Raw genomic sequence first — 26,449 nt, forward strand, 5'->3', positions numbered from 1 at the left:
TAATGCTTAAAAAATTAAAACTGAGCCTACTACTTCTTTGTCTACCTTTTGCAGCACTTGCAGCAAACTTTGAAGTAGGTAATCAATATACAGTTATCGATATCGAAAAAAGTACTACACCACAAGTTACCGAATACTTTTCGTTTTATTGCCCGCATTGTTTCAAGTTTGAACCGGTTGCACACGCAATTGAAGAAAACCTACCTACAGGTGCGGTGTTTATAAAAAATCACGTTAACTTTTTAGGCGGCGTATCACCACAAGCACAAAGTAACTTGAGCCTAGCTTATTTAGTTGCTAAAAAGCACGGACAAGCAGATACGATTACAGACAAGATTTTTAAAAGTATTCATGTTCAGCGCGCACCACTGACTGAAATTAAAGATCTAAAAAAATTATTAGATATAAATGGCATTAGTAGCGATACATTTGATCAAGATATTGCCAGTATGCCAATTATTGCAGCTGAACAAGCAATGCAAGATAAACAAAATAAATACTCAAAATTAGGTGCGTTAACAGGCGTTCCTACTTTTATTGTAAACGACAAATATAAAATCAATCTAAATACCATCAAGAGCCAAGAAGAGCTTGATGAGTTAGTTTCATTTTTACTCGCACTATAAAATATTGGAGCCATATAATAATGATAAAATTAGTTAAAGCAGGTTTGCTTGCTGTATTACTACCTTTTGCTGCAACAAGTTTTGCAGCAACCTTTGAGGAAGGTGTGCATTATGAGGTTGTGTCTGAGCGCGCAACTAAAAAACCAGAAGTGAAAGAGTTTTTCTCATTTTACTGTCCTGCATGTAATAACATGGAGCCACTGGTAGCCGAAATTAAACCAATGCTTGATAAAGGCGTAAAGTTTAAAAAGAGCCACGTTGATTTTGTTGGTGTACGCGATACCGAGCATCAACAAATGATTAGCCAAGCGTTAGCAACGGCTGAAGTGTTACCACAAAAAGATAAAATTATTGCGGCTATCTTTAGCCACATTCATACCAAGCGCGCAAATTTTAATGAGCTAGCCGACGTAAAAGATGTGTTTGTAGCCCAAGGCGTTGATGGCGATAAGTTCGATAAGTTATTTAAAAGCTTTTCGGTACGTACATTAAGCTCAAAAATGAAGCGCGACCAAGACTACTTTAAAGAGAAAGGTGCATTGCGTGGCGTACCTACTTTTATCGTAAATGGTAAGTACAAACTACTTCTAGGCCGCGAATCGGGTATTAGCGAACCAGCAGATATCACTAAATTAATTAACTACTTGGCAAGCAAGTAAAGTTAATCCCATAAAAAAAGCTCCTAAGGAGCTTTTTTTATGGGTAATTTTTAGCTGGTAATTTTAAATATTCTTTTTTTGTAAAAATACACCCGACTCAATATGGTGCGTATAAGGGAATTGATCAAAAATCGCAAAGCGTTTAACTTCATGGGTGCGGGTTAAGTGATCAAGGTCGCGCTCTAGTGTCTCTGGGTTACACGAAATATAAATAATACTTTCGTAATTTGCTACTAAGTCACACGTTAGAGTATCCATACCGGCACGTGGCGGATCAACTAAAATGGTTTGACAATTGTAGCTGTTTAAATCTATACCTTCTAAGCGAGAAAAACTACGCTCGCCATTCATGGCTTGAGTAAACTCTTCGCTCGACATGCGAATAATATCTAAATTGGCAACTTTGTTTTGCGCTATATTGTACTGCGCTGAGTGTACCGACGACTTTGATATTTCGGTTGCCAGCACTTTATTAAACGAACCCGCTAACGCAATAGAAAAGTTACCGTTGCCACAATAAAGTTCAAGTAAATCATTTTTAAGTGGCTTACATAAGTCTTGCGCCCACTCTAGCATTTTAATATTTACTTTGGCATTTGGCTGGGTAAAGCTGTTTTCTACCTGCTGATATATTAGTTCTTGGCCATTCACGTTTAAGCGTTCGGTAACGTAGTCATCACCAAGCATTTCTTTTTGTTTGCGGGCACGGCCAATAAAGTCAATTTTATACTTATTGCTTAACTTTTCTTTAAGCGCGTTAATTTCACTCAGCCAATGCTCATCAAGTGGCTTGTGATATAACAGACTCACTAAAATCTCACCGCTTAGCGTAGATAAGTAATCAATCTGAAATAGTTTACGACGCAAAATTTCACACGACTTTAAATTATCAATCATTACTTGCATCACTTCACCTACCAAAGGAGCGGCAGGGTCAAAGCTATCAACGCGAATTTTGTCTTTAGTTTGTTGATCAAACATTATATGAAACAGATCGTCACCATCGTGCCATACTCTAAACTCAGCGCGTTGGCGGTAGTTAATCGGCTCTGAGCTAAATACCTCAAGTTTATCCACACCAAAACGTTGAAATTGGGCAGCAATACGCTGTTCTTTTTCGCTTAACTGCGCATCGTACTGTGTGGTGTCTATTTTAATAACTGCCATTAACGCTATAACCTTATCTTTGAGAGCTGTTTATCGGCGCTATTGTAGGGAGCGAGATGTATTTGTCTAGTTTTGATGAAATATATATTGGTTTTTTTTTGAGCATCTAGCTACAGAAATAACTTACAGTGCCGATAAGTAAGGCAAGCATAGATAGGAGTCGGATCATGAAAATCGGTAACTTTGGCTTTGTTCCAAACCACAATATTAATAAATACGGTAATAAAGGGGCTTTACAGCAACCTACAATACAGTCGCCTCAAGATAACTATCAGCAGCGCGGTAAAGAACTTGCTGCCAAAGTGCTCGGTGACAAAATGGCTCAAGCTCTTGGCTTACCGATAAGCGAGCCGAAAAAAGATAAACCGCTTTTTGATTTTGATGAAATCGTTAAAAACGTTTTAGACTTCGTTACCAGTGCAGTACGTAAAGCAAAAGCCAATGGTGCCGACGATGAAAAACTCAAAGGTATGTTAGGTGATGCTCGAAAAGGTGTGCAAATAGGGATTGATGACGCGGTTGATGAATTAAAAGGCAATGGCGTGTTTAACGACGATATCGCACAGGGTATTAATAAATGTAAAGAAGGCATATTTAATGGCCTGGACAAATTTGAAGACGATTTATTTAATCCTAAACCTGCCAGTGTCTCTGTTAGCCAAGCTCAGTATGCAAGTTTAAGTAACAAAGCAGAATATAAATTTACTACCGCCGAAGGAGACGAAGTGAGTATTAGTTTTGCTGATGCTTATGAGTCACAATCAGCCAGTCGTTATCAGCAAAATGGGAATAGTGGATCTTTTGTAAGTGAGTCGTCGCAGTCTCGTGAGTTGTCATTTTCTATGTCGGTTAATGGCGATTTAAATGAGAATGAACAAAAGGCGATTAATGAGCTAATGGCTGACTTACAAAGTGTAAGTAGCACCTTTTTCAGTGGTGACTTAGATAAAGCATTTGAAGAGGCGCAAGCACTAAGCTTAGGCAACGAACAGCTGGTGGCTTTTTCAATGGATTTACGACAAACCAAAACAGTCGCTACAGTTAAAGGTTACGAAGAGTACAAGCCAGTTCCTGAAAAAGCAGTAGCTGATAAATTAGCGCCGTTTAACGACGACTTAAAAGCTGTGTTTAATAAAGCCACAGAGCTGGGCATACAAAACCAGTTATCGGGTATTGTGCAGTGGTTAAATCAAGATCAAGCAGAAATAGATAAATTGGTAGATTACACCAAAGCTATGTTCGAAAACCTTAATCAATTAAATGCAGCAACGGACGAGCTAGCCAATCAACAATAGTTGTACCACTAAACTACTTTCTTTTATAAAAATCACATGGCAAACTGCCGTTCTTAACTTAGAATAAGGACAGTAGTTTGTCAGCGCACATAATGGTTTTTGATTCAGGTATTGGTGGTACTACGGTACTTGAACATATTCAGCAAAGTATTCCAGATGCGCAATACAGCTATTTTATGGATAATGCACTATTGCCATACGGCGCTCAGTCACAGCAAACGATTATTAATCGCTTATGCGCACTCATTCACTTTATTAACCAGCAAGCGCTTAATGTAGATTTAATTGTCATTGCATGTAACACCGCCTCTACTTCTGCGCTTGGGGCAGTGCGCCAAATTACTACTATTCCTATAGTGGGGGTGGTACCGGCGATAAAACCTGCTGCGCAACTTACACAATCTAAACATATCGGCCTACTGGCAACTCCAGCAACTATATCAAGTCCCTATACGCGCACACTCATACAAGAACATACCAACAATATAGCAGTTAGCTTATATAGTAGCGTTGAACTAGTTACTTTAGCCGAGCGTCTGTTTTTCGAACAAAGTTTAGATACAACTAAACTGCACCAAGAACTCGATCGTTTAAACATAGATCAGTCTATAGATGTATTAGTATTAGGCTGTACGCATTTTCCTATTTTGGCAGAGCCGATTAGTCAGTACTTTAATAGGAAAGTGCAGCTACTTGATTCAGGTGCAGCGATTGCTAAGCGAGTTCATTACTTAATTAGCCAGCTTAATTTAACGAATAACAATATTGCAGATACAAAAAAGCCGCTGCAATATTATTCAACGGCTAGTGTGAGTAGTAAGTTAGCTGTAAAGCTAGTTACACTGATTGATCCGGCTCAGAACGAAGAGCGTTAGAATCATCTTCTTGTTTTTGTTTTGCTTCACGTACCTTTAAGGTACGTTGTTGGAACTCGCTATCGTTTAACTGCGCTATTGCATTGTCGGCATCAGCTTGCGCCATTTCAACAAAACCAAAGCCACGACGCTTACCTGTATTTTTGTCCTTTAATAAGCGAACGTTGAACACTTTGCCTTGCTCTTCAAATAAAGCACGTACCACACCTTCGTTTGCACGATAAGGAAGGTTACCAACATAAAGCGTTTTGGTTTTTACTTCGGCTTCTACTACACCGTCAGACGACATCGCAGCAATAACAATACCACCAATGAGCAAACCAACAGCAAATAGTAGTGCAGGGTCTAACTCTAGGCTTTCAAGTGCGAACTTAACTATAACAAAACCAACAACAGCAAGAATAACTGAGAGGATAAAAGATTTTTGATCGGGTAATTTCATTTTGATCTACCAATAAACAGGAAATAAACATTAATTTAACATTGTGAACTTGCTATCTTAACGCCTTAATTCAACATAGCAATAAAATTTATAGTAAATAATATAAAACAGGGTGAAAAAGCATCGTTTTATACATGTTTTTATCATGTTTCACTTGCTATCGATTACATTTTGTTCGAACAGTGAAAAGATCTAAAAAAAGGCTTGATCTGTTTTCGGATCTCCCTATAATGCGACCCCACTGAGAAGGGAAACGCCGAAGCATAGCAAGGCAGTAACTACTTAGAGAGTTAAATAAAACTTCGGTTTTAAATCTTCCAAAAGAAAGTTTAAAACTAAGTGTTGACTCGAAAAATAAAGGATGTATTATACGCATCCCTTGAGGCGCTAAAGCGACTCAAAACGTTCTTTAACAATATAAAGCAATCATCTGTGTGGGCACTCGTACAGATTGAGTTCTAACAGCCAAGCTTAGTTCGCTAAGTAAGGCAAACAAATTAGAGTCTCAATTGAAAACTGAGTGACCAACAGAAGTAACTTATTTATAAGTTGCTTCGGCACAGTCAATTCAATATCAAAAGATATTAAAATAAATTCAGAATTCATTGAGCTGTCGAAAGACATAAAACTTTTTAATTGAAGAGTTTGATCATGGCTCAGATTGAACGCTGGCGGCAGGCCTAACACATGCAAGTCGAGCGGTAACAGAAAGAAGCTTGCTTCTTTGCTGACGAGCGGCGGACGGGTGAGTAATGCTTGGGAACATGCCTTGAGGTGGGGGACAACAGTTGGAAACGACTGCTAATACCGCATAATGTCTACGGACCAAAGGGGGCTTCGGCTCTCGCCTTTAGATTGGCCCAAGTGGGATTAGCTAGTTGGTGAGGTAATGGCTCACCAAGGCGACGATCCCTAGCTGGTTTGAGAGGATGATCAGCCACACTGGGACTGAGACACGGCCCAGACTCCTACGGGAGGCAGCAGTGGGGAATATTGCACAATGGGCGCAAGCCTGATGCAGCCATGCCGCGTGTGTGAAGAAGGCCTTCGGGTTGTAAAGCACTTTCAGTCAGGAGGAAAGGTTAGTAGTTAATACCTGCTAGCTGTGACGTTACTGACAGAAGAAGCACCGGCTAACTCCGTGCCAGCAGCCGCGGTAATACGGAGGGTGCGAGCGTTAATCGGAATTACTGGGCGTAAAGCGTACGCAGGCGGTTTGTTAAGCGAGATGTGAAAGCCCCGGGCTCAACCTGGGAACTGCATTTCGAACTGGCAAACTAGAGTGTGATAGAGGGTGGTAGAATTTCAGGTGTAGCGGTGAAATGCGTAGAGATCTGAAGGAATACCGATGGCGAAGGCAGCCACCTGGGTCAACACTGACGCTCATGTACGAAAGCGTGGGGAGCAAACGGGATTAGATACCCCGGTAGTCCACGCCGTAAACGATGTCTACTAGAAGCTCGGAGCCTCGGTTCTGTTTTTCAAAGCTAACGCATTAAGTAGACCGCCTGGGGAGTACGGCCGCAAGGTTAAAACTCAAATGAATTGACGGGGGCCCGCACAAGCGGTGGAGCATGTGGTTTAATTCGATGCAACGCGAAGAACCTTACCTACACTTGACATACAGAGAACTTACCAGAGATGGTTTGGTGCCTTCGGGAACTCTGATACAGGTGCTGCATGGCTGTCGTCAGCTCGTGTTGTGAGATGTTGGGTTAAGTCCCGCAACGAGCGCAACCCCTATCCTTAGTTGCTAGCAGGTAATGCTGAGAACTCTAAGGAGACTGCCGGTGATAAACCGGAGGAAGGTGGGGACGACGTCAAGTCATCATGGCCCTTACGTGTAGGGCTACACACGTGCTACAATGGCGCATACAGAGTGCTGCGAACCTGCGAAGGTAAGCGAATCACTTAAAGTGCGTCGTAGTCCGGATTGGAGTCTGCAACTCGACTCCATGAAGTCGGAATCGCTAGTAATCGCGTATCAGAATGACGCGGTGAATACGTTCCCGGGCCTTGTACACACCGCCCGTCACACCATGGGAGTGGGTTGCTCCAGAAGTAGATAGTCTAACCCTCGGGAGGACGTTTACCACGGAGTGATTCATGACTGGGGTGAAGTCGTAACAAGGTAGCCCTAGGGGAACCTGGGGCTGGATCACCTCCTTATACGATTTAGAACTTATTTGTTCGTAGTGTCCACACAGATGATTGTTAATTGTAAAGAGAACAACACTTATTGTTTGGGTCTGTAGCTCAGCTGGTTAGAGCGCACCCCTGATAAGGGTGAGGTCGGTAGTTCAAATCTACTCAGACCCACCACTTCTTCTTGATACTTCGTGTAAGTTTCGTCGTTTAGTTATCTAAACCTCCTCTACTTACGCCTTGTCTCAAATCGAAGTCGGTATACAAACAGTAAGACCAGCATATGTGGGGCTATAGCTCAGCTGGGAGAGCGCCTGCCTTGCACGCAGGAGGTCAGCAGTTCGATCCTGCTTAGCTCCACCACTTTACTTCTTAAAAATAAATATTCTTTATCGGGTCATAAACGACCTGAGAATGAAGTGTGTTTAATTTTGAGAAGTTTTTATTTCTCTTGCTCTTTAAAAATTTGGAAAAGCTGATAATAAAATTTTGATGAATAACATTGTTATTTATCAAGAGTTTTCAAAAGTAAAAAAAGAATGGTAGCAGTACCATTCAGTGCCATTTAATTAACTTTTAGGAGTTGATTGATTGGTATCTACTTTAGTATTCAATATTAACTTCTGGCGAAGTTAAACTGTCACACAACAAAGACCCGTTTGGGTTGTATGGTTAAGTGACTAAGCGTACACGGTGGATGCCTTGGCAGTTGGAGGCGATGAAGGACGTATTAACTTGCGATAAGCCTAGTCAAGCTAGTAAAAAGCACTTGAGACTAGGATTTCCGAATGGGGAAACCCACCTGCTTGCAGGTATCGTTAACTGAATACATAGGTTAACGAGGCGAACGCGGAGAACTGAAACATCTAAGTACCCGTAGGAAAAGAAATCAACCGAGATTCCGAAAGTAGCGGCGAGCGAAATCGGAACAGCCCTTAAGCTTATTATGTGTTAATGGAAGGCTGCTGGAAAGCGCCACGATACAGGGTGATAGTCCCGTACATGAAAAGACATTTTAAGTGAAATCGAGTAGGTCGGAGCACGTGAAACTTTGACTGAATATAGGTGGACCATCATCTAAGGCTAAATACTCCCAACTGACCGATAGTGAACCAGTACCGTGAGGGAAAGGCGAAAAGAACCCCTGTGAGGGGAGTGAAATAGAACCTGAAACCGTGTACGTACAAGCAGTAGGAGCCCACTTGTTGGGTGACTGCGTACCTTTTGTATAATGGGTCAGCGACTTATATTTTGTAGCGAGGTTAACCGATTAGGGTAGCCGTAGGGAAACCGAGTCTTAACTGGGCGAATAGTTGCAAGGTATAGACCCGAAACCCGGTGATCTAGCCATGAGCAGGTTGAAGGTTGAGTAACATCAACTGGAGGACCGAACCCACTAACGTTGAAAAGTTAGGGGATGACTTGTGGTTAGGAGTGAAAGGCTAATCAAACCGGGAGATAGCTGGTTCTCCCCGAAATCTATTTAGGTAGAGCCTCGGACGAATACTTACGGGGGTAGAGCACTGTTAAGGCTAGGGGGTCATCCCGACTTACCAACCCTTTGCAAACTCCGAATACCGTAAAGTAATATCCGGGAGACACACGGCGGGTGCTAACGTCCGTCGTGAAGAGGGAAACAACCCAGACCGCCAGCTAAGGTCCCAAAGTCATAGTTAAGTGGGAAACGATGTGGAAAGGCCCAGACAGCCAGGAGGTTGGCTTAGAAGCAGCCATCCTTTAAAGAAAGCGTAATAGCTCACTGGTCGAGTCGGTCTGCGCGGAAGATGTAACGGGGCTAAACTATGCACCGAAGCTGCGGATTCATCTTAGGATGAGTGGTAGGGGAGCGTTCTGTAAGCCGTTGAAGGTGATCCGGGAGGGTTGCTGGAGGTATCAGAAGTGCGAATGCTGACATGAGTAACGATAATGGGAGTGAAAAACTCCCACGCCGGAAGACCAAGGGTTCCTATCCCATGTTAATCAGGGTAGGGTAAGTCGACCCCTAAGGCGAGGCCGAAAGGCGTAGTCGATGGGAAACAGATTAATATTTCTGTACTCGATATAATTGCGATGGGGGGACGGAGCAGGCTAAGCAAGCATGGCGTTGGTAGTCCATGTGAAAGTGAGTAGGGCGTTTGTTTAGGTAAATCCGGACGAACACTAAACCTGAGACACGAGACGAGTCACTAAGGTGATGAAGTTGTTGATGCCATACTTCCAGGAAAAGCCTCTAAGCTTCAGATTATATGGAATCGTACCCCAAACCGACACAGGTGGTCAGGTAGAGAATACTAAGGCGCTTGAGAGAACTCGGGTGAAGGAACTAGGCAAAATCGTACCGTAACTTCGGGAGAAGGTACGCTCCTATCTGTGATGAGACTTGCTCTCTAAGCGGACGGGAGCCGCAGTGACCAGGTGGCTGGGACTGTTTATTAAAAACACAGCACTGTGCAAAATCGCAAGATGACGTATACGGTGTGACACCTGCCCGGTGCCGGAAGGTTAATTGATGGGGTTATCCTTAGGGAGAAGCTCTTGATCGAAGCCCCGGTAAACGGCGGCCGTAACTATAACGGTCCTAAGGTAGCGAAATTCCTTGTCGGGTAAGTTCCGACCTGCACGAATGGTGTAACCATGGCCACGCTGTCTCCACCCGAGACTCAGTGAAATTGAAATCGCAGTGAAGATGCTGTGTACCCGCGGCTAGACGGAAAGACCCCGTGAACCTTTACTACAGCTTGGCACTGAACATTGAACCTACATGTGTAGGATAGGTGGGAGACTTTGAAGATGAGACGCTAGTTTTGTTGGAGTCAACCTTGAAATACCACCCTTGTAGTTTTGATGTTCTAACGTTGGCCCCTGAATCGGGGTTACGGACAGTGCCTGGTGGGTAGTTTGACTGGGGCGGTCTCCTCCTAAAGAGTAACGGAGGAGCACGAAGGTTGGCTAAGTACGGTCGGACATCGTACGGTTAGTGTAATGGTAGAAGCCAGCTTAACTGCGAGACAGACACGTCGAGCAGGTACGAAAGTAGGTCATAGTGATCCGGTGGTTCTGAATGGAAGGGCCATCGCTCAACGGATAAAAGGTACTCCGGGGATAACAGGCTGATACCGCCCAAGAGTTCATATCGACGGCGGTGTTTGGCACCTCGATGTCGGCTCATCACATCCTGGGGCTGAAGTCGGTCCCAAGGGTATGGCTGTTCGCCATTTAAAGTGGTACGCGAGCTGGGTTTAGAACGTCGTGAGACAGTTCGGTCCCTATCTGCCGTGGGCGTTTGAGAATTGAGAGGGGTTGCTCCTAGTACGAGAGGACCGGAGTGAACGAACCGCTGGTGTTCGGGTTGTCATGCCAATGGCATTGCCCGGTAGCTACGTTCGGAACTGATAAGCGCTGAAAGCATCTAAGCGCGAAGCAGGCCTCGAGATGATTTCTCACTAGAGCTATAAGCTCTCTGAAGGGCCGTTGGAGACTACAACGTTGATAGGCAAGATGTGGAAGTGCTGTGAGGCATTAAGCTAACTTGTACTAATTACCCGTGAGGCTTAACCATACAACGCCAAACGCGTTTTATGTGACAGTTCAAGCAAGAAGTTAATATTGCTAAAGTAGATATTTACGCAAAGACTTAAAAAATATTATCAGATATTTTCCAAATTCAGTTAATTTGTAGTGATACGAATTAACGCCCTAATTTGCTTGGTAACAATAGCGTTTTGGACCCACCTGACCCCATGCCGAACTCAGTAGTGAAACGAAACAGCGCCGATGATAGTGTAGCATTTGCTATGTGAAAGTAGGACATTGCCAGGCTTCAAATTGTAAAAAAGCCCGAATTTAACGATTCGGGCTTTTTTACGTCTGCAGAAAAGTGAAATGTGGGTGAATAATGTACACAAGTCTCCCGCGTAGGTCGGGCGAGCGTAGCGACACCCGACACTCAAATCATAAAAACATCATCACTAGCCAATGAGTTTAGTGCATTTGCACTGTGACTCTCCACTGCTGTGGGCACCACGACATTGCCAGGCTCCAAATTGTAGAAAGCCCGAATTTAACGATTCGGGCTTTTTTACGTCTGCAGAAAAGTGAAGTGTGGGTGAATAATGTACACAAGTCTCCCGCGTAGGTTGGGCGAGCGTAGCGACACCCGACGATAAAGAGCATCAAAAATAGCTAGATTGTTGCTTTTCTACTGCGTAGTGCATCGATAGCAAATGCTATTTATTAAGTGAGTATATTTATCCATGCTCATACTTGCTCAACTGGATTAAGCTATGGCAAATATGGAGGTAAGAGTATCATTGGCAGGTTTTACATATCTATCAATATGGGTGACTAGTAATGGCCACTGGGTGCTGTCCGGATGGCATAGCATCTGTGGTAATTAGCAAGTGTTGCCGTATTATATCCTTAGTGAGGTGGGAGCTATAATTGCCTCAGTTTTACCTACGACAAGCAATTTATCGAGTTTAGTGGTCTGCACTAATTATAAATTAGAATATTTAATGGGTTGTTGGAATTAACTCCCGGTTATTATCACGCTTAACAGTTAGTAAGTTTATGGAAGTGATATTGTGAAATGATTTGAGCTAAAATGATAGCGCAAACTAAAAACCCAACATGAGCTGGGTTTTTAATTAATTTAATGCGCTAGGAGCTACTTATTAGCTTCGTTAAATTATCTATGTAGTTCGCCGACTCTTTCAGGTTGGTAGGTTACTTCTTTTATTTTTACTTTTATTAAACCTCCACCAGGCTTAGGCCATTCAATTTCATCTCCTTGTGATAGCCCAAGTAAAGCGCCGCCTATAGGGGCTAAAATTGATATTTTTTGGCCGCTAGCGTCAAGATCTTTCGGGTAGACAAGAGTTAAATTAAATTCTTCTTTTGAAGATTCTACAACAAAATTTACCGTCGAATTCATGGTAACTATTGTTGCTGGAACGTCTTTAGGATCAACTATAGTTGCTCGTCCTAATTCTGCTTCAAGTTCTTTTTCACCCGCAAAACTGTTTGCTGGCAATGATTCGATTAAATCATATAGTCTATCTGCATCTAATGATGAGATGATTATTTCAGGTCTTTTATTCAACTCAATATCCTTAATAATGTTTATGTAAATAAAACTTACTCTGAGTATGATTCGGCATAAGCTTAATTGCACTAGAATACGTTGAAGTAATTTTTATTTGCAACTCAATAATCAACTATCTTAAGCAATAGTACTTAAGTGACTAAGAGTATAGTTAGTTTTTTATTTTTTCTATAACATTAAAAACCCAGCCGAGGCTGGGTTTTTTTAACCGGGAGGTTTAGGTGGGGTTTACATCATACCGCCCATTCCACCCATACCGCCCATGCCACCCATATCAGGAGCGCTATCATCTTTAGGGATTTCAGCTACCATAGCTTCGGTAGTGATCATTAGACCCGCAATAGACCCTGCAAATTGTAGTGCAGAGCGTGTTACTTTAGTTGGATCTAGGATACCCATTTCAATCATGTCATTGTATTCGCCAGTAGCAGCATTGTAACCAAAGTTACCTGAACCTGCTTTAACTGCGTTAATTACAACTGAAGCTTCGTCACCTGCGTTTGTTACGATTTGACGAAGTGGCGCTTCCATTGCACGAAGTGCAACCTTAATGCCGTGATTTTGATCTTCGTTGTCGCCAACTAAATCTACAAGCTTACTTGCTGCACGAACTAGTGCAACGCCGCCGCCAGGTACTACGCCTTCTTCAACCGCTGCACGAGTTGCATTTAATGCATCTTCAACGCGGTCTTTTTTCTCTTTCATTTCCATTTCAGTCGCAGCACCAACTTTGATTACTGCAACACCGCCAGCTAGTTTAGCCATGCGCTCTTGTAGTTTTTCTTTATCGTAGTCTGATGTTGCTTCTTCGATTTGTGCTTTAATTTGTGAAACACGGCCGTTAATACCTGCTTCTTCGCCAGCACCATCAATGATAGTTGTATCATCTTTAGTGATAATTACGCGCTTAGCTGTACCTAGGTCTTCAACTGTTGCTTTTTCAAGCTCAAGGCCGATTTCTTCTGAAATCACAGTACCGCCAGTTAATACAGCGATATCTTGTAGCATTGCTTTACGACGGTCGCCAAAACCAGGAGCTTTCACTGCTGATACTTTAACAATACCGCGCATGTTATTAACTACTAATGTAGCTAATGCTTCGCCTTCAAGGTCTTCTGCGATGATTAGTAGTGGCTTGCTTGCTTTAGCAACTGCTTCTAATGTTGGTAATAATTCGCGAATGTTAGATATTTTTTTATCTACAAGTAGAATAAATGGGTTATCTAGTTCAACAGTACCTTTTTCTGGGCTGTTAATAAAGTAAGGAGATAGGTAACCACGGTCAAACTGCATGCCTTCAACAACATCGAGTTCATTTTCTAGTGATTGACCTTCTTCTACAGTAATAACACCACTGTTACGGCCTACTTTTTCCATTGCTTGTGCAATGATGTCGCCAATCTCTTTATCAGAGTTAGCTGAAATAGTACCTACTTGTGCAATTGCTTTAGTGTCAGAGCATGGAACAGATAACGCTTTAAGCTCTGCAACAGCAGCAATTACTGCTTTGTCGATGCCGCGCTTAAGGTCCATTGGGTTCATGCCTGCTGCAACAGCTTTAAGGCCTTCGTTTACAATAGACTGTGCAAGTACTGTAGCGGTAGTTGTACCATCGCCGGCTGCATCGTTAGCTTTAGATGCAACTTCTTTAACCATTTGTGCGCCCATGTTTTCAAACTTGTCTTCAAGTTCGATTTCTTTTGCTACAGATACACCATCTTTAGTGATAACTGGAGAGCCAAATGATTTATCTAGTACAACGTTACGGCCTTTAGGACCTAATGTAACTTTTACTGCGTTTGCCAGGATGTTTACGCCAGTTAGCATTTTAGCGCGTGCGTCACCTGCAAAAAGTACTTCTTTTGCTGCCATGTTTTAAATTCCTCTAAATTCTTAAATGTTTATAAACGAAAAGTAGGTTTAGCCTACAATGCCTAAAATATTATCTTCACGCATGATCAGGTACTCTTGACCTTCGATCTTTTCAACTTTCTCAACATATGAGCCAAATAACACAGTGTCACCGGCTTTAACTTCTAATGCTCTAACATCACCGCTTTCTAAAATGCGACCATTACCTACGGCTACAACTTCTCCGCGGGTTGATTTTTCAGCTGCAGAGCCAGTTAATACAATACCGCCAGCAGATTTTGTTTCTTCTTCTAGACGCTTAACGATCACGCGATCATGTAAAGGACGAATATTCATTTATTTAGTTCTCCTAACAGTTTCTGCGAAGGGCAGAAAAAAGCTTATATTGGTTGCATTCAATAATGGGGGTGTTACGCCAAAATCCAAGCGTAAAATTAAAAAAATTAATCTTTTCGTTCAAACTCACCATCTATGATGGTCGGTTTGTTCACTTGATGAGGATCTGCCTCAGTTTGACTGTGCTGGGTAAATGGTGAACCACCTTGTTGCATACCTGCACTCATACGTACAGTAGCTTGGCTAGCAAGGCCGGCTGCCAGTTTGTTGCGAATTACTGGCGTTAATAATAGTAGCCCAAAAACGTCGGTCATAATGCCAGGCGTTAACAATAATACGCCAGCTATAATAACGCATATACCAGTAAATAATTCTTTCGCAGGCATTTGCCCTTCGGCCATTTGAGTTTGTGCTTTTTGTAGCGCGCTCATACCTTGTTGTTTTACCATTTTTGCGCCTAAAATCGCGGTAATAATTACTAGCGCAATTGTCGAAAAACCACCTATTACCTCGCTTACTTGTATAAGTAAGGCGATTTCAATAATAGGAATAATGATAAACAACACAAATAAAAATCTAAACATAAAGCTCTCTAAATAATGAAACTCAAAAGAGTTGATGAAATATAAGTGAGGGTGGAGCGGTCTAATTTCAAGGATACAGTAAGCGCTATTACTATTTTTTTGCAGTTATAGCACCTACACATTACATACGCTATCAGATACTATGCTTACAGACATTATTAAACACATAAAGGTTCATTATGGCGGCGCAATTTAAACTTATTTTTACTACCTGCAAAGATGAAAATGAAGCAAGAGAGCTGGCAAAAGCATTAGTTGAGAGAAAACTGGCTGCATGTGTGAATATTCTACCAAAGGTAGCTTCTATTTATATATGGGAAGGTGAAGTAGTTGAGGCAACCGAAGCTAAACTATTGATCAAAACAAAGTTAGATAAAATGAACGATGTATTTTTAACTATTAAAGCATTACACAGCTACGAAGTGCCAGAGATCCAGGTTGTTGATGTGGCAACGGGTAACCTAGCTTATTTTAATTGGATGGATGAGGTACTTAATTAATGCGTTTTTTCTTTTTGTTACTGGTTGCATTATTAGCGGCTCCAGCTAAGGCTAATAATATACTTGGTGATTTACTTGCACCTCCACAACAAACCTTTTTACAAGTAGACCAAGCATTTGTATTTGATTTTGATCAGCAAGATAATACTTTATTTATAGGCTGGGATATTGCACCTGAATACTACTTATATAAAAATAAAATAGAGATTATTGCCAAAGGCGCGAATATAGAAGTAGGCGACTTAGGTAATGGAGAAGTTATCGAAGATGAGTTCTTTGGTAAAACAGAAGTTTTTTTTAATGCACTTAGTATTGTTAGTAAGCTCAGTAATGTAACTGAGGGAGCAGTAGTAAAAGTGCGTTACCAAGGTTGTGCTGAAGCTGGGTTATGTTACCCACCTGAAGTTATTAGTATTCCGCTAAACAAAATTGCCGGTGAACAGCTGCAAAATGCTGATGATGCTACGCACAGTGCAACCTCTGCAAACGCATTTACAGCATTAAGTCAGGCTAATGCGCCGACAAGCAATGCGCCTAAAAAAGATCTGACCTTTACCGAGCAGTTAGCAAGCCAAGGGCTAATTACTAATTTACTGATATTTTTTGTTGTTGGTGTTGGTCTGGCTTTTACACCGTGTGTATTTCCAATGTTTCCAATTTTGTCGAGCTTAATTGCTGGGCAAAAAAATCTCTCAACTAAAAAAGCCTTCGCGTTATCATTTGTATATATTCAAGGTATGGCAGTGACCTACGCGGCATTAGGTTTGGTTGTGGCCGCACTTGGCGGGCAAGTTCAAGGTTATTTGCAGCACCCTTATGTACTTATTAGCTTTAGTTTATTGTTTGTATTATTAGCAATGTCGATGTTTGGTTGGTACGAAATAAAGCTACCAAGTGGCATGATGAACAAGTTAACCCAAGTAAGTAATAACCAAAAAGGTGGCAACTACGTTGGTGTGTTTTTAATGGGCGTATTATCGGGCTTGATTGCCTCGCCTTGCACCACCGCACCTTTGTCAGCGGCGCTATTGTTTGTAGCACAAAGTGGCGACTATTTAGTGGGGGGATTAACGCTTTATGTACTGAGTTTAGGGATGGGACTGCCATTATTGTTACTCGGTACATCGGGCGGAAAATTATTGCCTAAAGCCGGTGGCTGGATGGAACAAGTTAAAACCCTATTTGGCTTTATTATGCTAGTTGTGCCACTTATATTACTTGAGCGCCTTTTAGATGCCGATGTTATTTTATTAATGGCGGGAGTATTGGCCTTGGCAACCGCGCTTTACTTGCATCACTGGCAAAGTAGCCAAACACAAGGAAAATTAAAAACAGCACTGTGGTTTGCTGCAACGTTACTCGTTGTTAGTGGCTTTAACTTAACTAAAAATTATTTTTGGCCAGTACACATGCAAACAATGCAAGTAAGTGCGCAAAGTAATGAGTTTAAGCAAGTAGCCAATTTAACTGAGTTAAAAGCAGCCGTTGCTCACGCTAATGAGCAAGGCCGACTGGTTATGGTCGACTTATATGCTGATTGGTGTATTGCGTGTAAAGAATTTGAGCATTACACCTTTCCCGATGCAAAAGTGCAAAATGAGTTTAGTCACTTTGAGCTTATTCAAGTCGATTTAACCGACAGCGATAACAAAACAATCGAACTAATGGAAGAATATACGGTGTTTGGTTTACCTAGTATTTTGTTTTTTAATACCCAAGGAGAGGAGCTAAGTGCACAACGTGTTACCGGCTTTTTGAATGCTGAAGATTTTGCTCAGCACCTATCTACACTACGCGCCAGCGTAAAGTAGCAATATAATAGCCCCCCATAATTTAAAGGTGGGGCTATTACTACTGCCTCAACACTTGTACCCAATACAGAGATAAGACCAGTATTTTGCTGTTATTTACGTCGAAATCACTATAATAGTTGGTTAACGTGAGAAATTGTTGTTATCTTATTTTTTATACTCACATTTTTGTAAAAAATTAGCTAACGACTGCTTAACTCATTACTTATAGGATATATCGCGTATTATGGCTGCAAAATTCAAGCTTTTAGTTATAAATGGCCCAAATTTAAATATGCTAGGTAAACGTGAGCCAGATAAATACGGTTCACGTACGCTAAGCGAAATTATGAGCGAACTAACATGTGCCGCTGATAGTTTAAATGTTGAGTTAACGCACTTCCAAAGTAATAGTGAGCAAGCACTGATAGAGCGTATTCACGATACTTGGCAAGCGATTGATTACATAATTATTAATCCTGCTGCATTTACGCATACGAGCGTCGCATTACGTGATGCATTGTTAAGTGTTGATATTCCGTTTTTTGAAGTGCATTTAAGCAACGTGCACGCACGTGAAGCGTTTCGCCATCATTCGTATTTTTCTGATGTGGCGCAAGGCGTAATATGTGGATTAGGTGCAATGGGTTATCACGCAGCGCTTGAAGCTGCAGTAAACCTATTGCAAAACTCAAATTAATTTTAAACACACAAACTAATAGGCGGGCCGTTTATGGATATTCGCAAGATCAAAAAACTTATTGAATTAGTAGAAGAGTCAGGTATTGCTGAGCTAGAAATCACTGAAGGTGAAGAGTCAGTACGTATAAATCGTAATAACATGAGTGCAGGCCCAGGCTATGCTCAGTTTGCGCCACAGCAATATGCACCAGCACCAGTTGCCGCTCCAGTTGCTGCAGCTCCTGCAGCAGCAGTTGAAGCCGCTGCTCCAGCAGCCTCTACAGGTCATCAAGTTAAATCACCTATGGTTGGCTCATTCTACGCTGCAGCTTCACCAGAAGCGCCAGCATACGTAGAAGTTGGTTCTCAAGTTAAAGTTGGCGATACATTATGTATCATCGAAGCAATGAAAATGATGAACCAAATTGAGTCAGACAAAGCTGGTACAGTAAAAGCTATTTTAGCTGAAAATGGCGAGCCAATAGAATTTGATCAACCTTTATTCATCATTGAATAATAGCGCAACCTAAAAGGCCAACTCTAATGTTAGATAAAGTAGTCATTGCAAACCGAGGTGAAATTGCACTTCGTATATTGCGCGCCTGCAAAGAGCTTGGGATCAAAACGGTTGCTGTGCATTCAACGGCAGATCGCGATCTTAAGCATGTATTGCTTGCAGATGAAACCATCTGTATTGGTAAACCAGCAGCAACAGAAAGTTATTTAGATATTCCGCGTATTATTGCCGCGGCTGAAATAACTGACGCTGTAGCGATTCATCCTGGTTATGGTTTTCTTGCAGAAAATGCTGATTTTGCCGATCAAGTTGAGCAAAGTGGTTTTGTATTTATTGGTCCTACTGGCGATACAATTCGTCTTATGGGCGATAAAGTATCTGCAATCGCAGCAATGCGTAAAGCAGGTGTTCCGTGTGTACCAGGCTCAGATGGTCCAGTATCAGATGACAAAGAGCGCAATATGCAAATTGCTAAGCGCATTGGTTATCCGGTAATCATTAAAGCCGCCGGTGGCGGTGGTGGTCGCGGTATGCGTGTTGTGCGCAGCGAAGCTGAACTGATTGATTCAATTGCATTAACCCAACAAGAAGCGAAGCAGTTCTTTGGTAATGGCATGGTTTACATGGAGAAATACCTTGAAAACCCACGTCATATCGAAGTACAAATTTTAGCTGATGGCCAAGGTAATGCAGTGCATTTAGGTGAACGTGATTGCTCTATGCAACGTCGTCACCAAAAAGTAGTAGAAGAAGCACCCGCTCCAGGAATTACAGCAGAAACACGTAAATTTATTGGTGAGCGCTGTACGCGTGCCTGTATTGAAATTGGTTATCGTGGAGCTGGTACGTTTGAGTTTTTATACGAAAACGGCGAGTTTTATTTTATCGAAATGAATACCCGTATTCAGGTTGAGCATACAATTACTGAAATGGTTACAGGTATTGATTTAGTTAAAGAACAGCTAAAAATTGCTGCTGGTCAGCCATTGTCGTTCACTCAAGACGATGTTGTTATTCGCGGCCATGCAATTGAATGTCGTATTAACGCAGAAGACCCAGAAACCTTTATTCCGTCACCGGGTAAAATTACACGTTTTCATCCTGCGGGTGGTTTAGGTATTCGTTGGGACAGCCATATTTATGCTGACTACACGGTTCCACCACATTACGATTCAATGATTGGTAAGCTAATTACTTACGGTGAAAACCGTGACGTAGCAATTGCTCGTGCACGTAACGCACTAAATGAATTAGTAATCGACGGTATTAAAACCAATACTCCGCTGCATAAAAGAATTCTTGCAGACGAAAACTTCCAAAATGGTGGGACTAATATCCACTATCTTGAGAAAAAATTGGGACTATAATTCCTCGTTAATAGAAACCGGCGCTTAGCCGGTTTTTTTATCTTTAAAAATTGGCTGTATCACCTTAAATAAATAATCTGGTATGATTAACAAATATGCGCTTTAATAAATTTTTGAGGTAAAGGTAATAATGTCACGTAGTTTTAAGTCTCACTTGAGTGATGATATTGCCACGGTAACAATGGGCAATCGAATTGCGGCTATTATAGAGCAAGGTGCGGTAATTTATTTACATGGCGATTTAGGCGCGGGTAAAACCACCTTTACACGTGGCATAGTGCAAGGTTTTGGCCATACAGGTAAGGTTAAAAGTCCAACGTATACCTTAGTAGAGCCATATGAGCTGGAGCGCGCTAATGTTTACCACTTTGATTTGTATCGTTTAGGCGATCCAGAAGAACTTGAATATATGGGAATACGCGATTACTTTTCAGCGCAAGCAATTTGTGTGGTTGAATGGCCAGAAAAAGGCGGAGAGTTTATTCCTGTGCCAGATTTAAATATTACCTTAAGCTATGTAGGCGATGAGCGAAATATCGTTATTAATAGTGCCAGTGAGCGTGGTAGCGTAATTATTGAAAAACTAAATAACTTAACCTCAGAGTAATAAAATTGGTTATATAACAAATAATAAAATAGTCAAGGCAGTCACTATCAACATGAGTCGCGGTGTAATTAAACTCTTTATTTATCTTGTAGCTATCACTATGAGTTCGTCGCTATGGGCACAAAATACCATTAATAGTGTGCGTGTTTGGCCATCTCCCGATAGCACTCGGGTGGTATTTGATTTAACTGAAAAGCCTGACTTTAGTTATTTTATGCTTAAAAATCCTAGCCGTTTAGTGGTTGATTTAGAGCAAACACGGGAGCTTAAAGTGTTACCCGGTATTCCGCCTGAGCATCAAATTGTTAGTAAGCTTCGTTATTCTAAACCAAAAAATAAACACAGCGTGCGCTTTGTATTTGAATTGAGTGCCCCGGTAAAGCCTGTGGTTTTTGCATTAGCACCAACGGGCCCCTATAAAAACAGGTTGGTTGTTGATCTATATGATAAAAGTGAATCATCCACAGCAGTATCACCAGCGCAAACAGCGGCTAAAAACCGTCAATTAAGCCAAGAGCGCGATATTGTTATTGCGATTGACGCTGGTCACGGTGGCGAAGACCCTGGCTCAATTGGCCCATCGGGTACCTATGAAAAAACGATTACATTACAAATAGCTAAACGCTTAGAGAGGATGATTGACTCTGAGCGCGGGATGATTTCGCGTATGGTGCGCAGCGGCGATTACTTTGTAAAGCTCAATACCCGCACCAATCGTGCTCGTGAGAAAAAAGCTGATTTTTTTGTCTCTATTCATGCTGATGCATTTACGAGCCCAGGTCCAAATGGTGCCTCAGTGTGGGTGTTATCACTGCGCCGTGCTAACTCAGAAATAGGTAAATGGATTGAAGATAAAGAAAAACACTCTGAGCTTTTAGGTGGCGCGGCAGATGTAATAAAAGATGCCGCCAATGAAAAGTACTTAGCGCAAGCACTGCTTGATATGTCGATGGATCATTCGATGAAAACCGGTTTGAGCGTTGCTGATGAAGTAGTAAAAGAGCTGCGTAAGGTGGCAAAGTTACATAAAAAAGACCCTCAACATGCGAGTCTTGCAGTATTAAAGTCACCAGACATTCCTTCTATTTTAATCGAAACAGGGTTTATTTCTAATCCCCGTGAAGAAAAATTGCTAAAAAGTGCTAATCACCAAGAGCGTTTAGCCAAAGCTATATTTACCTCAATTAAAAATTATTACTTAAAAAATCCACCTGACGATTCTTTATTTGCCAAGTTAAAGTCGCAATATCCAACCAAGCATAAAGTTCGCCCGGGGGAGTCGTTAAGCATGTTAGCGAGTCGCTACGGCATAACTATAAACAAGTTAAAGCAGGCGAATAAATTAAGCTCTAATACCTTATTTATTGGCCAAGAACTCGATATACCGCAAAGTTAATTGCTTATCATTAGAGCCATGTTTGTTAGGAAGTTGAATGAGTATTGAAATACTACCCGCACGTTTAGCGAACCAAATTGCTGCAGGTGAAGTGGTCGAGCGCCCCGCGTCGGTGGTAAAAGAATTAGTAGAAAACAGCCTAGATGCTGGTGCTACACGCATTCAAATAGATATTGAGCGAGGTGGGCACAAACTAATTCGTATTCGTGACAATGGTGCGGGTATTGCTCAAGACGAGCTTACATTGGCGCTTTCTCGCCATGCAACCAGTAAATTGAAATCCCTCGATGATTTAGAAAATATTTGCTCACTGGGATTTAGAGGTGAAGCACTGGCGTCAATTAGTTCCGTTTCGCGCTTAACGCTAAGCTCAAAAACTAAACATCAAGAAGCCGCTTGGCAAGCATTTGCACAAGGCCGCGATATGGCTGTGCAAGTAAAACCAGTAGCGCACCCAGATGGCACCACCATAGAAGTAAAAGATTTATTTTTTAATACGCCAGCCCGGCGCAAATTTTTACGTACCGAAAAAACAGAGTTTAGCCATATTGATGAGCTTATAAAGCGCATTGCGCTGAGTCGATTTGATGTATCTATTACCCTTACTCATAATGAAAAAGTAGTCAGGCAGTACCGTGCTAAAACTGATCCTAGCCAAGCAATTGCCCGTGTAGCGCAAGTGGCGGGTAAAGCATTTGCTGAGCAAGGCTTGCATATTCAATCGGGCGAGGGGGGCTTGCAGCTCCATGGCTGGGTATTGCCGGTTGGTTCTGCTAACACCGTGCAGTATACCTATGTAAACAATCGCATGATGCGCGACAAGCTTATACTGCACGCTATTCGCCAAGCATTTGAAGAAGTAAGTGGTGCCCAAGAGTTACCCGGTTTTGTTATTTATATTGATATTGACCCTCGTCAAGTTGATGTAAATGTTCATCCGGCAAAACACGAAGTACGTTTTCATCAAGGGCGTTTAGTACACGACTTTATACTACAAGCAATTAAACAAGTTGTTGTGCCACTGCAAGGTGAGTTTACTAATGAGCCTTTAAATAACCTAGCCGATACGGCATTTAGTCAGACAGACACTGCGCGTTCTCCCACTGGGAATTTTGAGTCGGGTGAGGTATTTGATTATCCTAAATCGCAATTGCAACCATCTCATAGTGTCAGTTCTGGCGGCGCATCGCTAGGTTCGCGTAGTGCGGGAGGGAGTGGCGGCGCCTACAGAGCTACACCTAGCACTAATCATCATGATATTAATGCTTTTTATCAGGGCGTGAGTGAGCAGCATGCCGCGCATTTTGACCAAGGCGCTCACGTATCTGTTGGGGTTAACCAGTCACACGCTGTGGAGCAGGCAGTGGCTTTAAAAACGGTTGCTATTATCAGCATCAACGAAGGCGTGTGTGTGTTTAGCAGCGAGCAGCAATTGTATTGCTCACATTTTAAATATGCATTAGTTGATGATTGGCATGAGCAAATAAAAGAGCAGGGCAGCTTAGAGGGCAAAGCGCTGTTGTTGCCAGTACGGGTTAATTTATCCAAGCAAGACTGTGAGCTAATAGCAGCGCAACAGTCGTGGTTTACGCTATTAGGTTTTGAGCTAATTATTGAAAAACAGTTTGTGATGGTTAAAAAACTTCCTGCGTGCTTATATTTATTAGACGTTACTAGCGCGGTTGAAAGCCTGCTGGAAGCGTGTAAAGCACCACTTGAAAACATAGAAAGCTGGTTGGCGTGGCAGATGCAGCACACACCAGCGCGTTTTTATTCCAGCAATATCTTTTTAGCGCAGCAAGCCCGCATGCAAAATAATCCGCAAACAATTGAACGTTTGCATGTAAAAGCAGTTAAAATAGATATAGAGCACTATTTAACGCAATTAGATTAAGGTATTCGTGTTGAGTAATTTACCAGTCATATTTTTAATGGGTCCAACTGCAGCGGGTAAAACGGCGTTGGCAATTTCATTGTGTGAGCATTTAAATACCGAAATAATTAGTGTTGATTCAGCGTTAGTATATAAGGGTATGGATATTGGCACGGCTAAACCCGATGCATCAGAGTTAGCACGTGCTCCGCATCACTTAATTGATTTACTTGACCCAAGTGAAACTTATTCAGTTGCTGATTTTAGACGTGATGCGATAATAAAAATAGATGAATTTCATCAGCAAGGTAAGGTGCCGGTATTAGTTGGCGGCACCATGTTGTACTTCAAGGCTCTGATTGATGGTTTATCACCACTGCCAGAAGCTAACGTGGAAATAAGAGCCGAACTTGAAGCGCAAGCTGCGCAATATGGCTGGCCACATTTGTATCAAGAACTGGTAAAAATAGACCCGCAAGCAGCGCAAAAAATGAGTGAAAACGATTCACAAAGAATTAATCGTGCTTTAGAGGTATACAAATTAACAGGTAAAACCATGACCGAGCTGCAAAAGCAAAAACAGCCGGTTTTACCTTATACTTTTCATCAATTTGCTATTGCGCCAACGCAGCGCAGTGAATTACATCAGCGAATTGAAAAAAGGTTTAAAATAATGCTCGAACAGGGGTTTGAAAATGAAGTTTCGACCCTATATCTACGTAAGGATTTACACCCCAATATGCCTTCTATTCGTTGTGTAGGTTATAGACAAATGTGGGATTACCTTGCGGGTGAAATTGACCATGATGAAATGGTATTTCGCGGCATTGCGGCTACACGTCAATTGGCTAAACGCCAATTAACTTGGTTAAGAAGCTGGCCTGATGTTACATGGTTAACAACGGGTGATGAAGAAAACTTGCATCGTGTAGTAAGTTCGCTAAGCTAGTAGTAGTTGAATAAAATTTAGCTTTGTTAAATAAGTTCAGCCACTTAATTATAATAACACCTAGAACGAAGGAATAATAACATGGCAAAAGGCCAATCGTTACAAGACCCATTTTTGAATGCACTACGCCGTGAGCGCATCCCAGTATCAATCTTTTTGGTTAATGGCATAAAATTACAAGGTAAAATTCAGTCATTTGATCAATTTGTTATTTTACTAGAAAACACCGTAAATCAAATGGTGTATAAACATGCAATTTCAACAGTTGTTCCTGCTCGTGCAGTTAATTTCCAAGGTGTTCAAGAAAATGACGACACTGAAGAACCTGAAGCTGGAAACATTTAAATTAGGAGCGTGATGCTTGTTTGACCGCTATAAATCTGGCGAACAGGCAGTTTTAGTTCATATTGACTTTCCTAAAGAGGGGGATCGTGAAGATCTTCACGAATTAGAATTGTTGGTATCTTCTGCTGGTGTTAGTAGTTTGGCGGTTGTGCAAGGCAGCCGTCAAGCACCACATCCGAAACTATTTGTCGGAACTGGTAAAGCAGAAGAAATAGCTGAGACTGTTAAAATCCACAATGCCGATGTCGTTATTTTTAATCATCAACTCAGACCGTCCCAAGAGCGTAACTTAGAACGCATTTTGCAATGTCGTGTGCTTGATAGAACCACCCTTATTCTTGATATATTTGCGCAACGTGCACGTACCCACGAAGGTAAGTTGCAAGTTGAACTGGCGCAATTGCGTCATATGTCCACGCGACTAATTCGTGGTTGGACGCATTTAGAGCGTCAAAAAGGGGGCGTGGGTTTGCGTGGGCCAGGTGAAACACAGCTCGAAACCGATAGACGCTTATTGCGCGCCCGCCTGCAAAATATTCGTGCACGCCTAGATAAAGTTGCTGTACAGCGCGAGCAAGGTAGACGAGCTCGTAGCCGTAACGAAATACCAACTGTATCGTTAGTAGGGTATACTAACGCGGGTAAATCAACATTATTTAATCGTATTACAAACTCAGATGTTTATGCTGCAGATCAATTGTTTGCGACGCTTGACCCAACGTTACGAAAACTTGAGTTAGGCGATGTTGGTCCGGTTATTTTAGCCGATACTGTTGGCTTTATTCGCCATTTGCCGCATGACTTAGTGGCGGCATTTAAAGCGACGCTAACAGAAACGCGAGAAGCCGACTTACAGCTGCATGTTATTGATGTGGCAGATGCACGACTAAAAGAAAATATTGAACAAGTACAATCAGTACTCAAAGAAATTGAAGCTGATGAAGTACCGCAATTATTGGTTTATAACAAAATTGATGCGCTGGATGATATTACTGCGCGTATTGATCGCGATGATGAAGGCCAACCTATAAGGGTATGGCTTTCTGCTCAAACCGGCGAAGGTTGCGAGTTACTTAGCGAAGCTATTAGCGAATTACTTGCTAAACAAATGCTTAGCGAAACATTATTGCTCGCACCACAATATGGACGGTTAAGATCGTCGTTATTTAGTTTAAGTGCGGTAAGCGACGAGCGCTTTGATGAACAAGGTAACTGGCTGTTAGATGTCAGGTTACCTGTAGTTGAGTGGAATCGTTTAATTAAAGAATTTGGTCCTGAAATTGCTGGTTTTATCGTCTGTGATTAAAAATTGATGTAAT

The 26,449-nt window shown here is 41.9% G+C and carries 21 protein-coding genes, 2 tRNA genes and 3 rRNA genes; 20 read left to right on the forward strand and 6 right to left on the reverse strand.

Annotation, left to right across the window (positions count from 1 at the left end; all coding sequences use genetic code 11):
• The first annotated feature begins 2 nt into the window (after positions 1 to 2).
• A complete protein-coding gene (locus tag PNIG_RS01315; protein WP_089367618.1) occupies positions 3 to 626 on the forward strand; it encodes a thiol:disulfide interchange protein DsbA/DsbL in 624 nt (207 codons plus the stop codon).
• A gap of 20 nt (positions 627 to 646) precedes the next feature.
• Positions 647 to 1,285, forward strand: coding sequence for a thiol:disulfide interchange protein DsbA/DsbL (locus tag PNIG_RS01320; protein WP_011326966.1), 639 nt, complete (start codon positions 647 to 649; stop codon positions 1,283 to 1,285).
• A 63-nt stretch (positions 1,286 to 1,348) separates the two neighbouring features.
• Here the strand turns inward: PNIG_RS01320 and trmA are convergent, their stop codons facing one another.
• On the reverse strand, positions 1,349 to 2,452 hold the full coding sequence (gene trmA, locus PNIG_RS01325) for a tRNA (uridine(54)-C5)-methyltransferase TrmA (protein ID WP_089367619.1): 1,104 nt from the start codon (positions 2,450 to 2,452) through the stop codon (positions 1,349 to 1,351).
• Between the two features lie 167 nt (positions 2,453 to 2,619).
• Between trmA and PNIG_RS01330 the strand changes: the two genes are divergently transcribed.
• Together PNIG_RS01330 and murI are read left to right on the forward strand one after the other, a co-directional pair.
• Positions 2,620 to 3,747, forward strand: coding sequence for a DUF5610 domain-containing protein (locus tag PNIG_RS01330; protein ID WP_089367620.1), 1,128 nt, complete (start codon positions 2,620 to 2,622; stop codon positions 3,745 to 3,747).
• A 77-nt stretch (positions 3,748 to 3,824) separates the two neighbouring features.
• Complete coding sequence (gene murI / locus PNIG_RS01335) at positions 3,825 to 4,622, forward strand: glutamate racemase (protein WP_089367621.1); 798 nt, start codon at positions 3,825 to 3,827, stop codon at positions 4,620 to 4,622.
• Here murI and PNIG_RS01340 read toward each other — a convergent pair.
• Complete coding sequence (locus PNIG_RS01340) at positions 4,585 to 5,064, reverse strand: RNA recognition motif domain-containing protein (RefSeq protein ID WP_011326970.1); 480 nt, start codon at positions 5,062 to 5,064, stop codon at positions 4,585 to 4,587. The two genes, murI and PNIG_RS01340, sit on opposite strands and share 38 nt — an antisense overlap.
• A 633-nt stretch (positions 5,065 to 5,697) precedes the next feature.
• Here PNIG_RS01340 and PNIG_RS01345 point away from each other — a divergent pair.
• From PNIG_RS01345 to rrf, 5 genes are all read left to right on the forward strand, one after another.
• Positions 5,698 to 7,233: ribosomal RNA gene (locus PNIG_RS01345) — 16S ribosomal RNA — on the forward strand.
• A 76-nt stretch (positions 7,234 to 7,309) separates the two neighbouring features.
• Positions 7,310 to 7,386 (forward strand) — tRNA-Ile (locus PNIG_RS01350).
• Positions 7,387 to 7,496: 110 nt separating this feature from the next.
• Positions 7,497 to 7,572, forward strand: a tRNA-Ala gene (locus tag PNIG_RS01355).
• A gap of 307 nt (positions 7,573 to 7,879) precedes the next feature.
• A 23S ribosomal RNA gene (locus tag PNIG_RS01360) occupies positions 7,880 to 10,768 on the forward strand.
• A 145-nt stretch (positions 10,769 to 10,913) separates the two neighbouring features.
• Positions 10,914 to 11,028 (forward strand): 5S ribosomal RNA (gene rrf, locus PNIG_RS01365).
• The 16S, 23S and 5S rRNA genes sit together here with 2 tRNA genes alongside, the layout of an rRNA operon.
• Positions 11,029 to 11,896: 868 nt before the next feature.
• Here the strand turns inward: rrf and rnk are convergent.
• The 4 genes from rnk to PNIG_RS01385 all read right to left on the reverse strand — a co-directional run bounded on the left by rnk (position 11,897) and on the right by PNIG_RS01385 (position 15,105).
• The gene (gene rnk / locus PNIG_RS01370) at positions 11,897 to 12,310 is read right to left on the reverse strand and encodes a nucleoside diphosphate kinase regulator (protein ID WP_041454318.1); all 414 of its coding nucleotides are present in this window, start codon (positions 12,308 to 12,310) and stop codon (positions 11,897 to 11,899) included.
• Positions 12,311 to 12,541: 231 nt separating this feature from the next.
• The gene (gene groL, locus PNIG_RS01375) at positions 12,542 to 14,185 is read right to left on the reverse strand and encodes a chaperonin GroEL (protein ID WP_011326972.1); all 1,644 of its coding nucleotides are present in this window, start codon (positions 14,183 to 14,185) and stop codon (positions 12,542 to 12,544) included.
• 48 nt (positions 14,186 to 14,233) lie between these two features.
• The gene (locus tag PNIG_RS01380; RefSeq protein ID WP_011326973.1) at positions 14,234 to 14,521 is read right to left on the reverse strand and encodes a co-chaperone GroES; all 288 of its coding nucleotides are present in this window, start codon (positions 14,519 to 14,521) and stop codon (positions 14,234 to 14,236) included.
• Positions 14,522 to 14,628: 107 nt separating this feature from the next.
• Complete coding sequence (locus PNIG_RS01385) at positions 14,629 to 15,105, reverse strand: FxsA family protein (protein ID WP_011326974.1); 477 nt, start codon at positions 15,103 to 15,105, stop codon at positions 14,629 to 14,631.
• 179 nt (positions 15,106 to 15,284) lie between these two features.
• On the opposite strand from PNIG_RS01385, the gene cutA reads away from it, so the two are divergent.
• From cutA to hflX, 11 genes are all read left to right on the forward strand, one after another.
• On the forward strand, positions 15,285 to 15,605 hold the full coding sequence (gene cutA, locus PNIG_RS01390; protein ID WP_011326975.1) for a divalent-cation tolerance protein CutA: 321 nt from the start codon (positions 15,285 to 15,287) through the stop codon (positions 15,603 to 15,605).
• Positions 15,605 to 17,416, forward strand: coding sequence for a protein-disulfide reductase DsbD (locus PNIG_RS01395; RefSeq protein WP_089367622.1), 1,812 nt, complete (start codon positions 15,605 to 15,607; stop codon positions 17,414 to 17,416). Before cutA ends, PNIG_RS01395 begins: the two co-directional genes overlap by 1 nt.
• 226 nt (positions 17,417 to 17,642) lie before the next feature.
• Positions 17,643 to 18,095, forward strand: coding sequence for a type II 3-dehydroquinate dehydratase (aroQ, locus tag PNIG_RS01400; RefSeq protein WP_089367623.1), 453 nt, complete (start codon positions 17,643 to 17,645; stop codon positions 18,093 to 18,095).
• A 33-nt stretch (positions 18,096 to 18,128) separates the two neighbouring features.
• Complete coding sequence (gene accB / locus PNIG_RS01405; RefSeq protein WP_011326978.1) at positions 18,129 to 18,593, forward strand: acetyl-CoA carboxylase biotin carboxyl carrier protein; 465 nt, start codon at positions 18,129 to 18,131, stop codon at positions 18,591 to 18,593.
• Between the two features lie 26 nt (positions 18,594 to 18,619).
• On the forward strand, positions 18,620 to 19,960 hold the full coding sequence (gene accC / locus PNIG_RS01410; protein ID WP_011326979.1) for an acetyl-CoA carboxylase biotin carboxylase subunit: 1,341 nt from the start codon (positions 18,620 to 18,622) through the stop codon (positions 19,958 to 19,960).
• Positions 19,961 to 20,090: 130 nt separating this feature from the next.
• Positions 20,091 to 20,567 (forward strand): tRNA (adenosine(37)-N6)-threonylcarbamoyltransferase complex ATPase subunit type 1 TsaE, encoded by a 477-nt coding sequence (gene tsaE, locus PNIG_RS01415; protein ID WP_011326980.1) that lies wholly within the window; start codon positions 20,091 to 20,093, stop codon positions 20,565 to 20,567.
• Between the two features lie 52 nt (positions 20,568 to 20,619).
• The gene (locus tag PNIG_RS01420; RefSeq protein ID WP_041454319.1) at positions 20,620 to 21,963 is read left to right on the forward strand and encodes an N-acetylmuramoyl-L-alanine amidase; all 1,344 of its coding nucleotides are present in this window, start codon (positions 20,620 to 20,622) and stop codon (positions 21,961 to 21,963) included.
• A gap of 37 nt (positions 21,964 to 22,000) precedes the next feature.
• Positions 22,001 to 23,857: a DNA mismatch repair endonuclease MutL gene (mutL, locus tag PNIG_RS01425; RefSeq protein ID WP_089367624.1), complete on the forward strand. Its 1,857-nt coding sequence runs from the start codon at positions 22,001 to 22,003 to the stop codon at positions 23,855 to 23,857.
• A 10-nt stretch (positions 23,858 to 23,867) separates the two neighbouring features.
• A complete protein-coding gene (gene miaA, locus PNIG_RS01430) occupies positions 23,868 to 24,785 on the forward strand; it encodes a tRNA (adenosine(37)-N6)-dimethylallyltransferase MiaA (protein ID WP_041454320.1) in 918 nt (305 codons plus the stop codon).
• An 81-nt stretch (positions 24,786 to 24,866) separates the two neighbouring features.
• Positions 24,867 to 25,130, forward strand: coding sequence for an RNA chaperone Hfq (gene hfq, locus PNIG_RS01435; protein ID WP_011326984.1), 264 nt, complete (start codon positions 24,867 to 24,869; stop codon positions 25,128 to 25,130).
• A gap of 16 nt (positions 25,131 to 25,146) precedes the next feature.
• The gene (hflX, locus tag PNIG_RS01440; RefSeq protein WP_011326985.1) at positions 25,147 to 26,436 is read left to right on the forward strand and encodes a ribosome rescue GTPase HflX; all 1,290 of its coding nucleotides are present in this window, start codon (positions 25,147 to 25,149) and stop codon (positions 26,434 to 26,436) included.
• Positions 26,437 to 26,449 lie beyond the last annotated feature (13 nt).

Origin of the sequence: Pseudoalteromonas nigrifaciens, assembly GCF_002221505.1 — a bacterium.
Classification (GTDB): domain Bacteria; phylum Pseudomonadota; class Gammaproteobacteria; order Enterobacterales; family Alteromonadaceae; genus Pseudoalteromonas; species Pseudoalteromonas nigrifaciens.